This is a genomic window from Ciceribacter sichuanensis (assembly GCF_024055605.1).
In the GTDB taxonomy this organism is placed as follows: domain Bacteria; phylum Pseudomonadota; class Alphaproteobacteria; order Rhizobiales; family Rhizobiaceae; genus Allorhizobium; species Allorhizobium sichuanense.
Genome location: NZ_JAMXLX010000012.1, coordinates 32179 through 43649, shown reverse-complemented (window position 1 = coordinate 43649; position 11471 = coordinate 32179). Strand labels below are relative to the sequence as shown.

9 protein-coding genes and 2 pseudogenes are annotated in these 11471 nt (G+C 58.3%); 3 read left to right on the top strand and 8 right to left on the bottom strand.

All coding sequences use genetic code 11. The features are described 5' to 3' along the window. Positions 1 to 33 precede the first annotated feature (33 nt). The 6 genes from nifT to NBH21_RS24010 all read right to left on the bottom strand — a co-directional run bounded on the left by nifT (position 34) and on the right by NBH21_RS24010 (position 5666). Positions 34 to 246 (bottom strand): putative nitrogen fixation protein NifT, encoded by a 213-nt coding sequence (gene nifT, locus NBH21_RS24035; RefSeq protein WP_250913771.1) that lies wholly within the window; start codon positions 244 to 246, stop codon positions 34 to 36. Further along, the gene (locus tag NBH21_RS24030) at positions 243 to 554 is read right to left on the bottom strand and encodes a nitrogen fixation protein NifZ (RefSeq protein ID WP_250913772.1); all 312 of its coding nucleotides are present in this window, start codon (positions 552 to 554) and stop codon (positions 243 to 245) included. The genes nifT and NBH21_RS24030 overlap by 4 nt, the downstream gene beginning before the upstream one ends. 6 nt (positions 555 to 560) lie before the next feature. After that, positions 561 to 1346, bottom strand: coding sequence for a 4Fe4S-binding leucine-rich repeat protein (locus tag NBH21_RS24025; RefSeq protein ID WP_250913773.1), 786 nt, complete (start codon positions 1344 to 1346; stop codon positions 561 to 563). 145 nt (positions 1347 to 1491) lie between these two features. Continuing rightward, complete coding sequence (locus NBH21_RS24020) at positions 1492 to 1686, bottom strand: 4Fe-4S dicluster domain-containing protein (RefSeq protein ID WP_099061442.1); 195 nt, start codon at positions 1684 to 1686, stop codon at positions 1492 to 1494. 42 nt (positions 1687 to 1728) lie between these two features. After that, complete coding sequence (gene nifB / locus NBH21_RS24015) at positions 1729 to 3210, bottom strand: nitrogenase cofactor biosynthesis protein NifB (protein ID WP_250913774.1); 1482 nt, start codon at positions 3208 to 3210, stop codon at positions 1729 to 1731. Positions 3211 to 3512: 302 nt separating this feature from the next. Beyond that, a complete protein-coding gene (locus tag NBH21_RS24010; RefSeq protein ID WP_250913775.1) occupies positions 3513 to 5666 on the bottom strand; it encodes a TonB-dependent siderophore receptor in 2154 nt (717 codons plus the stop codon). 571 nt (positions 5667 to 6237) lie between these two features. Here NBH21_RS24010 and NBH21_RS24005 point away from each other — a divergent pair. Continuing rightward, the gene (locus tag NBH21_RS24005; protein ID WP_113439313.1) at positions 6238 to 7122 is read left to right on the top strand and encodes a MurR/RpiR family transcriptional regulator; all 885 of its coding nucleotides are present in this window, start codon (positions 6238 to 6240) and stop codon (positions 7120 to 7122) included. A 60-nt stretch (positions 7123 to 7182) separates the two neighbouring features. Here the strand turns inward: NBH21_RS24005 and NBH21_RS24000 are convergent. Then, a pseudogene (locus NBH21_RS24000) lies at positions 7183 to 8333 on the bottom strand (IS3 family transposase). 66 nt (positions 8334 to 8399) lie between these two features. Between NBH21_RS24000 and NBH21_RS23995 the strand changes: the two are divergent. Further along, positions 8400 to 8714: pseudogene (locus tag NBH21_RS23995) on the top strand (IS3 family transposase); the annotation flags it as partial. A gap of 158 nt (positions 8715 to 8872) precedes the next feature. On the opposite strand, the gene NBH21_RS23990 reads toward NBH21_RS23995, so the two are convergent. Next, complete coding sequence (locus NBH21_RS23990) at positions 8873 to 9796, bottom strand: helix-turn-helix domain-containing protein (protein WP_250913776.1); 924 nt, start codon at positions 9794 to 9796, stop codon at positions 8873 to 8875. 244 nt (positions 9797 to 10040) lie between these two features. Between NBH21_RS23990 and NBH21_RS23985 the strand changes: the two genes are divergently transcribed. Beyond that, a complete protein-coding gene (locus NBH21_RS23985) occupies positions 10041 to 11471 on the top strand; it encodes an extracellular solute-binding protein (RefSeq protein ID WP_250913777.1) in 1431 nt (476 codons plus the stop codon).

The window sequence follows — 11471 nt, the reverse complement described above, 5'->3', positions numbered from 1 at the left end:
CTTCCGGTTGCTGTGGGTGGTTTCATCAATGACCTATTCCTCGTCGGAGAGCTTGCGGGCTTCCACCGTCACTGGCAGACGCGTATCCGCTGGCATGGCCGGAAGATCGAGACGCCAGCCGTTCTTGAGCGTGACCACACCGCCCCACAGATCCGCCCTCTCGGAACGGACGATGGGTTCTTCCAGATCCTTTTTCGGCACATAGGCGGAAAAACCGCGCTCGGATTTGCGGATCATCACTTTCATCGTTCGCTTCCCTGTGTATCTATGTCGCTGGCCGTATCCGGTCGGTCGAGACTGGCGAGTTCCCTCGCGCGCATGCCCACCAGCGTGCCCCGATCGACCCACTCAACCGAATAAATGTAGAACTGCTGCAGGAAGGTGCCGATATCGCGCACATAGCCGACATCCCCTTTGCGCACGAGATTTTCCCCTATCTCCCTGCCGGGATAGGTGCCGTCGTTCCTGACGTGCCGCGTCGCCCTGACATGCTCGCCGGGCTCGAAGACCGGTGGCTTGCGAATTTCGACCTCCTGTTCTCGTCCAAGTCCCATGCCGCGCTACTCCTTGCGTTCCGATGCTGTCCTTTGCTGCGCCAGTTCCCGAACCGCCTCGTCGCCATCGTCCAAAAACGGACCGAGTTCATCGAGGGCAATGCGTTCGACGATCACATAGCGCACGCGAAAGTCCGGATCGCCGGCAAGAAGATGCAGCCGCGCCGGCTCCAGCCTGCGGGCGACCTCGATCCTCACCAGTGGCTCCGGATCGGCAATCATCGCGGGGAGATGCGTTAGCGGAATCCGTCGCGCCGCCTCGCGCCGGATATCCGGCTCGGGATCGTCAATAAGCCCGACCAGCAACGCCTCCGTCGCGGATCGCGCCGCACTCAGTCGCACCTGATAATCCGGGTCACCCAGCAGGGGCCGCAGATCCTCCCCGGAGAGCTTACGGGCAAGAGCGATCCGCACGCGACGATCGGGATCCGACCGCAGTGCAAGCACACGCGCTGCCGGCAAGCGGGTCAGCGCCACAGCCCTGACATCCGGCTCGACATCGAACAGGAGCGGCAACAACCTGAATGGCATGGCGTAACGCGCGGCGATGCTGCGCACCTCGAAGAACGGATGATCGAGATAGTTGTCGGCCAGCGCCGGATTGAGCGAAAAGAAGCGGTCAATCCGGCGCGCGCGCAGGTCGCGGACACAGGCCCGACCGAGGTCGCACAGGCCCGAGACGCGATTTTCCTCATGCGGACAGTCCGCGCAGGAAACCGGATTGCCAAGCCAGTCGATAGCTTGCGGAATGTCGTCGTCCGTGTGCCTCGAACTGCTGTTGTCTGCGTTCATTTCACCCCTCCTCACATCCGCCGTCGCGTCTCGCCGGCGATCTCCAGGGATGCCGGACATAACATGCCGGGAGAAGAAGCCCGGCCACCCCTGCAAGGATTCAAGGTCCGAGAGTGGCAGCCGGGTGTTTCCCGCCTCAATGGAATCAGGCGGGAACGCAGGTTTTCGGCACCGGACAGACGGCCGCGCATTGCTGGGTATCGAAGTAACCATCGCATTCGGTGCATTTGTTCGGGTCGATGACATAGGTCTCCCCCTTGAATTTGATCGCCCCGGTCGGGCATTCGAACTCACAGGCGGAACATTGCGTGCATTGCGAAGCGATAATCTTGAAAGCCATTTTCCATCTCCTTTCGGCAGCTTCAGTCAGGGAACCGGTGCATCAGGCACTCTCGGCCAGCAACTCCAGCCCGAATTCCGCGGTATAGAGCGCTCCGATCGCGGCCTCGATGTAGTCAAATCCATAGGCATCCGTGGCGCGGATTCCCGCGGCAGCAAGGCTGTCGCTCGGGCAGTCGCCGATCTTGGCGCAAAGCACCACATCGATGCCCTCGAGCGCCTCAATCACCCCGTCCAGGGTCGCATCCTCTCCGAAACCGCCCATGCAATACTGCTCGACCTTGCGATGGCCAACGAAGACGATGCCTTTGGGCGATGCTTCATAGACCTGGAATTCCCGGGCGTGGCCGAAATGCTCGTTGATACGTCCGCCGCCCTTTGTGGCGACGGCAACCAGCAGCGAGCCGGCGGCCTCGGTTTCCTTCACGGTATTGACAGCGGCCTGTTTTGCCGCGGCGTGGTCTCCCCGCTCCCGCGCCACCACTTCGCGATAGGTCTCGCGCCGAGCGGGATCATAGGCCACTTCGTCGGGGATCTGATCGAGGGTGAACTCCTGGCCGCGGTCCTCGCCCAGAAGGCCGACCGCGTCGGCGCGACACTGGCGGCAGTGGCGCATCAGCTTGGCGCCGCCTTCGAGCTTGTCCTGCAGGGCCTTCAGCTCCATGGCCTTCGGGCCGCGCTGTCCGGTGAGGCCGAAATGGGTGCCGTGCGCCGGATCCGAGATCAGCGGCATGACGTTGTGGAGGAAGGCACCTCGCTCCTTCACCCACTTGTTCACTTCGATCAGATGCTCGTCGTTGACGCCGGGGATCATCACGGAATTGATCTTGGTCAGGATGCCGCGGGCAGTCAGCATTTCAAGCCCGAGCATCTGCCGCTCATGCAGAATCTGCGAGGCTTCAAGGCCGGTATAGCGGCGGTTCTGGTAGAAGATCCATGGATAGATCTTCGTGCCGATCTCCGGGTCGACCATGTTGATGGTAATCGTCACGTGATCGACATTCATCTCGGCGAGTTCGTCGACATGATCCGGCAGGGCCAGACCATTCGTCGAGATGCACAGCTTGATGTCGGGAATCTCGCGCGACACGTCATCGAAGGTCGCCCTGGTCTTACGCCAGTCGTAGCATGCGTCTCCCGGGCCTGCGATGCCCAGCACGGAAAGCTGCGGCACCTCGTTTGCCACGGCGATCACCTTGCGACGGGCCTGATCCGGCGTCAGCTTTTCCGAAACGACGCCGGGGCGGCTCTCGTTGGCGCAGTCGTACTTGCGATTGCAGTAGTTGCACTGGATGTTGCAAGCTGGCGCCACAGCGACGTGCATGCGGGCAAAATAATGATGCGCCTCCTCCGAATAGCACGGATGATCCTTGATCTTTTCCCATATGGCAGGGTCCATGTCGTCCGGCTTGGCGGAGGAGCCACAGGAGGACGACGCACAGCCTCCGGATGTCGCCTTGGCCAGCATGGCATCCATGGATGAGACTGGAGCGAGGCTATCGAGCGAGATCATCAGGGCTGACATCAGCCTCTCCTTTTCGCGTGGTTGAACCATGCCAACAGGAGCAGCAATCAACGTGCCAGTTTGATTTATCGAATGGTTTCAGGGTTAAACGACAGAGCCGTGCGGACAATTGTCGGATGAAACAGCCGATTTGTCGGGGATACGACACGGGTGTCAGACAAAAAGTGAACTTATCCGGAGCGAAAACCGGGCTATGAACCTTTTGCCTCGCGGTTGCGGGACCCCACGGGTAGTTCTCCACGTTGAACGTGGAGAACTTGAGCCATCGGCATCCGCGACGATCTCGGCGGCAGGAGCTCCGCTCAATACTTCACCCGCAGGCTCAAGGCAACGTTGAAGGGTTCGCCAACGGCGATGCCATAAGCGGAATTTCCAATCGACGAGGTGTAATAGGTCTTGTCGAAGATGTTGTTCAGGCTGAGCTGGATCTCGACAGGATGCTCCCGCTCAATCGTGTAGGTCGCAAAGAGGTCGACCACGCCATAGCCCGGCAGATAGAAACTGTTATCGGCATCCCCGGCGCGTTTGCCCACGGCCCTGACGCCGCCGCCAAAGCGCAGGCTGCCGGCGCCACCGAATACCTCGCCATAGTCGTAGGCAAGACGTAGTGCAGCCGTGTTGCGTGCCACATTGGCAAGTGCGTTTCCGGCATAATCGGGGTCATCGACCACTTCCGCATCGGTGAAGCCGTAGCTTGCCACCAGTTGCAGATCGTCGGTGAGTTGTCCTGCAAGATCCAGTTCGATCCCCTTCGAGCGAACGAGGCCGGCTGTGCGGTAAACGGTGTCGCCGGACGTCGTTGTCTCGGAATAGGCGACATTCTTCTTCTCCGAGTAGTAGAGGGCAAGGGTGCCGCTCAGCCAATCGGTGAAATCGACCTTCGAGCCGACTTCATAGGAAATCCCCTCCTCGGGATCGAGGCTGCCATAGGCGCTGTTGATCGAAGTGTTTGGCCGGAAGGTCTTGGCGACATTGGCATAAAGCGACATGTCTGGATGGAACTGCCAGACCAGGCCGGCGTTGGGGACGAAAGCGTAACCGTCGGTATCGGTGTTAACCGTATCTCCGCTTCCGGCCTCGATATCATAGTGCTCAAGACGAATACCGCCGACCGCCGTGAGTTGCTCCGTCAGGTGAATACGATCCTGCGCATAGAGCGATTGGGTGCGCATGTATTCGTATTCCCGCACCGAATTCGATGCGTCATACACACAGGGCGAAATCGTGCCGTAGGTGGGATCATATACATCGAGAGAAGCGCGGGTGTTGCAGCGCTGAAGCTCGGAGCGCGAAACTTCCTCATAACGCAGGGCGGAGCCGAAGAGAAATTCCTGCTCGAGGCCGAAGAGCGTCTCGCTGCCGGTCAGGTCGGCGCGAACAGCATGTTCCGTCGTTTCGTCATAACCTCGCACATCCGAACGCCTGGCCAATAAGCCTGTCGCCGCGATGTAGGAGACCGCACGTGTCTGGTCGGCGGAAAAGTCGTTCCTGCTGTAGGCATAATTGAGCGAAAATTCCCAGTTGCCACCGAGTTGCCGCGTCAAAGAAGTCTTGAAGAGGTCAGCTTCGCCATCGACCTCCGACCACGCCTCGTCGAGCCGCTGGCGAGAACTGATATCGAGAAAGCTTCCATTCGCAGTGTCGTAGATCGTTCCCCGGTCGTAGGGGTTCAGGTAATCCTGATGGGTATAGGAGACGAGGAACTCCGTGTCCTCGCTCTCCCATTTGAGAGAAGGTGATATCAGCCAGTTCTTGTTCGTTCCGAAGTTGCGCCAATAATCGCCGTCTTCACCTTCGGCAATCAGCCGATAGGAAAAGCCGGTGTCGCCGACCGGTCCCGTGACATCGAAACCGGCCTTGCTGGAATAGTGGCCGGCACCATAGGCGGAAAAGGTCGACCAGGCCTCGGCTGAGAATGCGTCTTCGGGCTTTTTCGTCACGACATTGATCATTCCGCCGGGGTCGAGAATGCCATAAAGCGTGGATGCAGGCCCCTTGAGAACCTCGACATAATTCGTGGTCGCATTGAAGCTATGCGGGAGCACGGTATTCAATCCATCGGTCAGGATTGACTCGTCTCCGGCTTCGCCGAAACCGCGACGGATGATCGCGTCGTTGGCGCCACCGATCGTGTTGGTCTGCGTGACGCCGCTGACATCCGACAACACATCGTCGAGATCGTTCGCCGCCTTGTCCTTGATCGCTTGCGAAGTGACCGTTGTCACGGCCTGGGGAATTTCCAGAACAGATGCATCGCTGCGGGTTGCCGCTGACGTGCGCGAGGCTTTGTAGGACTTCGAGTTCGCCGTGCCGGTATCGGCTCTGACGACGATCTCGTCCAGTTCGGTGGTCGTGGAGTTGTCCGCAACAGCGTGACTGTTGAGGGCCAGGACGGAAACGCTGACGGCAAGGGTGCCGTACAAGATCGAAACGGAATTGCGGGGTCTCATGTTCATGCCACTTCGAGCGATATCGGAAAAAGATTGCGCGGTTCTCGAATAGTGGAATGTAGTAGTCAAGTTTTACCTCAAGTGCATTGTCGTGAGCAAGCGACATTGCCGAGCCGTCCAGCTTTTCCGCCAATGGCACGGTCGACATTGACATTATGCAGCCGGGCCATAGACGAAAACCGTGACACATAAAATTCGCTTGAAAAACAATATATTATCACATAGCTAAATCGGGCACGCCTGACTCACCTCACTCCAGAACCATCGGCACAAGACCCCTGCTGCTCGGCCGGGCGCTATCGCAATCCGCATGGTCTCTCGCCGTTCTGGAAAAATGCGCCGCTAAATGGTCGACTACTACATTCCTGTAGATTCTCGATCTCAGGGCCCAAGGGAAACAAGAGATCGCTGAAAAGCACGGGCCGGAGGAGCGATTTCGAATTCCTGCGCCGCGCGTTTCAACATGACAACAATGGTAAGGACGGCCCACGGTCAGTGGAGCCCAATCCTACAAAGCTGTTATTGTGATTGAATACGTCGTCCGTTAGGGGTGAGGCGTGTTCCCCAAGGAAACTTCATGTCCGATATCAACAGTTCCCCACGCGTCAAGGACCGTTTTGCCGAACAGCTGGCGAAGCGCCGTGATCGCCTGTCGCCAAGCCTACTGAGAGTGGCCGAATTCATCGATGCCCATCGGCACCGTGTGCTCGGACTTTCCGCGCTTGAAATCGGATTTGAAACCGGTGCCTCGGACGCCACCGTCATTCGTGCAATCCAGTCCCTCGGCTACAGCGGATTGCGCGAGCTGAAGGATGTTCTGGAAGCCTGGCTCGGCGAGACCGACAGCCCGATCGAAAAGATGGCCGCTACCTTACGGGACGTGGATGGACAGTCGGACCAGGCAATCGATTTTGTGCTCCAAACCAACGCGCAAACGATGGAAGCGTTGGCATCCGCCGAAAACCGGAAGGCGATTGCCGGGATGGTACGCCTCCTCGTCGAGGCGCAGGAAATCTGCTTCTTCGGGATCGGCGCCTCGGGCCTGATCGCAGAATACGCCGCACGCCTGTTTTCCCGATCAGGACTGCGAAGCCATACGCTGAACGCCACGGGCATCGCGCTCGCAGAGCAGCTCATGGTGATGCGTGAGGGACAATTGTTAATCATGATGCTGCATGGGCGCGCGCATCGTGAAGCCATGGCCGCGATCGCAGAAGCAGAGCGGCTCCGCATTCCCATCGTGATGTTCCTCGGCAAGCAGGACAGCCCTTTGCGGGACCATGCGCGCGAGGCCGTGATCCTTCCTCGGGCAAAGTCGGAACGCATTGCCCTCCATGCTCCGTCGCTGATCGCAGCGGAACTGCTGCACGTCGCCTATTCCGCCGTGCAGCCGGACGAGACGCTGCAATCGCTGGAGCGCCTTATCGAGTTGCGGGGCATGGTCCGGCCGAATTCGAAGTGACCGGACAGAGCGGCGAGTAGCTACAAGAGTATGGTGCCGAGATGACCTTGCCCCCAAGTTTTATCCAGTTTTGAGTTCGCTCCGGTGGTTTTGGGTTGCTGTATTCGGGGCAGTAGCGGCGTGTTGCGGTGCGGAGCCATTCCGGTTGGGCCGCACCGCATCACGTCGCGGGTTGATTGTCTGAGCGAACTCGGCAGGTGTCATCCAGCCGAGTCCAGAGTGTGGTCGATCATCGTTGTAATCGCTGCGCCAGTTTAAAAGCGCTGATCGAGCATAGGTCAGTGACGAGAAGAGTGTTTCATTCAGGAACTCGTCTCGCAGCCGCCCATTGAAGCTTTCGATGAAGGCGTTTTGGATCGGCTTGCCCGGTGCGATGTCGTGCCATTCCACCTTGGTCCGATCCGTCCATTGCAGAATCGCGTTGCTGGTGAACGCGCTGCCATTGTCGCTTACGATCATCTTCGGCTTGCCTCGTCTCTCGATGATCCGGCCCAGCTCACGGGCAACCCGCCGGCCGGAAAGGGACGTATCGGCCAACGAGGCCCAGGCATTCTCTGGTGCAATCGTCGACGACAGTCAAAACTCGGAACCTGCGGCCATCGATGAGTTGATCCGACACGAAGTCCAGTGACCAGCGATCATTGGCTGACATCGGGATCAGCATCGGTGCTCGTGTGCCTACCGCTCGTTTCCGACCGCCGCGCTTGCACCCCGTCAGCTTCTCCTCCCGGAAGAGCCGCTTGTAGTTCACAAGGTAACCCTCACGCCTGAGCAGCACATGAAGGCGTCGATATCCAAAGCGGCGGCGCTCATGCGCCAGCGCCTTCATCCGCTCCCGAAGGTCATGGTCATCCGGCAATAGCCGATGGCTTTACACGCCCGACGCTGGCTCATCCGATGTTGGTCCATCAGATGCGCGACAGCTCGCCGCTCTGCTGCGGGCGTCACCACTTCGTTCCCAAAAGGTCTTTCAAAGCTGTATTGTCGAGCATGGCATCCGCCAGAAGCCGCTTCAGCTTCGTGTTCTCGTCCTCCAGCGTCTTCAGCTTGCGGGCATCGGACACCTCCATGCCGCCATACTTCGCTTTCCATTTATAGATGCTGGCATCGCTAACGCCGTGTTTGCGGCAAAGCTCTGAGACCGGCGTGCCCGCCTCGTGCTCCTTCAGAAGGCCGATGATCGGTTCGTCTGTGAAACGGTTGCGCTTCATTCTCCGGTCCTCTTAATGGGCCAGAGCTTACTTCAAAATCGATTATTTCAACGGGGCAAGGTCACTCGGCAAGGCGGGATTGCCGGGCGGAAGGAAATGATCGACCGCTCACACAAACTATCGGTCGCACGTCAGGCGAAACTTCTCGGCTTCAGCCGTGGCGGTGTATATTATCGGCATCGTCCGGTGTCCGACGACGATCTGGCCTTGATGCAGCGGATCGACGAACTGCATCTCGACTACCCCTTTGCCGGAAGTCGGATGTTGCAAGGGCTCTTGAGAGGAGAAGGGCGGGAGGCTGGGCGGCTGCACGTCGCCACGCTGATGAAGAAGATGGGTATCGAAGCGATCTATCGTCGGCCGAACACATCCGCCCCATCAGTTCACCGAGCACCGATATACCTTCAATAATTTAGCCGACTTCGAAATGCGCGTCATTGACTGCGGCGTCTCGTCGGCGAGGGGTAGGTCTGAGTCTAGGCAGAATAAAGCGCAGGGAGAGAATACATCTACCGCGGCGCGAAGTATCATCGATTTAGCTACGCAGGCATATGGTCTGTCGCTGTCTGAGGTAGCGGAACGGTCCTGCGGTTGGTGGACAGTTTCCGGTATCTTGTCGGCGTTAAGTTGTGGTGGCGGAGAAATACCCGGTTGAAATTTGACAGGTTGCGATAACCCACCTCGAAGCAGATGTCCGTTATCGGCATAGAGGTATCGGTCAATAACTGGCCCGCCTTCCAGATGCGAAGCTTATTGACGTGGTCGGTGAAGCTGTTGCCGCTGTTTTTCTTGAAGAATCGCGAGAAAGAGCTATCGCTCATGCCGACCATGCGAGCCATATCCGGCAAGCGGATGTCCTCCGAAAGATTCGCAAAGATATACGCAAAGACCTGCTGCAAAGCTTCGAGAGAACCATAGCTCAAGTCCGGCACATAGGCCTCCGAAGACAGCGTATCGACCTCGTCAGTGTCGCGCAGCAGCGACAGCAATGACAGGAAGGTCGAAAGGCGCACCGAGCCGGTCTGAAACTCCATGTCGAGTATCAGCGCCTCCGCCTTCTCCCTCGCAAGGCCCTTGAAAGAAAGCCCACGCTGCGCACGGATGAAAAAGTCACGCAGCCCCGCCAGTTCCGGGAGGAAGGCAGAAGCCTGCTCGAGCTTGGACGGGAGAAACTGGATGACGATGTCGCGTCCTGGAATACGCTCATCGGGTCCGAGCGGCGTCACCCAGTCGTGCGGCAAGTTGCTGCCGATCAGAGAGATATGGCCCGGCGTGAATGCGCCGACATGATCGCCTGCAAGCACGACGCCGCTGGCGTTGGGGATGTAATGAATCTCCACTTCCGGGTGGAAGTTCCAGACGTTGCGTTCCCACGGATAATCGTCGCGGCGCCAGAGGAACGTTTCGTCAGCGCCGGTCAATACGTATTCAAACCTCGCGACGGTGGGCGACATGACTGACATTGCTAACATCCTCCAGGGAGATTCGACGAGCTTAGTTAAACTGACAACCAATATTGAATTGTGCAATGCACACAAAAAATCATCGATTTATTCGGTATTTCGCGCATGAGAGTATCAGTATGGTGCAACGGCAGCGCTTGTGTCCACCTCTCCATTCTACAAATATTGAGGTCTGTTGAGCGCGTCGGAGGAGAGTTAAGCGCGCCCAACCGGACCGATTTTGCGATCCAAATGGAGGAGAACAATGAACAGTTTCGTCAAAGCCGCGGGCGTCGGCTGCATTTCACTTGGCCTTTGGTGCTCGACCGCTCTTGCTCAGGATTCCTGGTGGAAGACAGCCGCTCAGCCCTATCAGGGCGCGACCATCCGGGGCATCTCGGAATCGACCCCCGCATCGAAATATGTCGAGCAGGTACTCGGCCCCAAATTCACCGAGGAAACCGGCATCAAGGTCGAATTCGAGGCGACATCTTGGGACCAGATGTACGACAAGGCGATCAAGGACATGGAGGCCAATACCGGCATTTATGACTTCGTCTACATCGAGCAGGACATCGTATATACGTATCTGGCCCGCAACTTCCTGGTCGATATTACCAAGTCGCTCGCCGATAATGCAAAGATCGCGTCTCCGGACTTCAAGCCGGAGAACTTCACCACATTCCTCAACTACTTCAAGGATCCAAAGTCGGGCGATGTCATGGGCGTCCCCATGGAAGCGTTCATCAAGCCTTACCTTTACCGCAAGGATCTCTTCGAGGATCCGGCGATCCAGAAAGCGTACAAGGATTCGACCGGTGCGGATCTGAAGCCCGCGACGACACATGAGGAATATACCCAGATCGCCAAGTTCTTCACCGAATACGGCGCTGACAAGGAGCTATGGGGAACAACCGTACAGGCCTCGTCGAGCCACCCCGCTGCCTTCTACGAATTCTTCGAATCTGTTGCGCCGACCTTCGGCGTTTACAACTGGGGCATCGATGGCACGACCTTCGCGGCCACCGAAGCCAACGGTGGCCAGATGAACTCCGCCGCCGCGAAGAAGGCGCTGAACTACTGGGTTGATCTTTTGAAGTACGCGCCGCCGGAATCGACGTCGTCGACCTGGGACGAGGTTGCCGGGACATTTGCTGCCGGGCGTGCAGCCCAGGGCCTCGTTTATGGTGAAAACGCTGCCTGGATCGCGACCGACGAAAGCAAGTCGACCGTCGTTGGCAAGGTGGGCGTGGCATTGCCGCCGGTCGAGGCGGGTGTCATGGAAGCAGCTGCTGCCGGCAAGGGATATATCGGCTACTATGATGGTGGCGCCTTCGGTATTCCCCATTCGTCCAAGAACAAGGAGGCATCGCTTCTGTTCCTGCAGTATATCGGGCAGGCGTCCGTTCAGACCGACTGGGCATTGGCCGGCTCCCGCATCGTCATGAACTCGACCTACGATGATCCCAAGATCGTCGAGCAAGACAAGAAGATGAACGGCTACTACACGCTTATGCGTGATGACGGAAAGCTGTTTGCCGGTGCTCCGCCGTTCCCGTTCCACTCGCAAGTTCTGCAGGTCGTCGCGCCGTTCATCTACAAAGCGATCGTCGGTGAGATCAAGCCGGACGATGCGCTGGATCAGGCCGCTGCCGCAGCCGAGGCTGAACTCGTGAAGCTCGGCTATCGCAAGTAA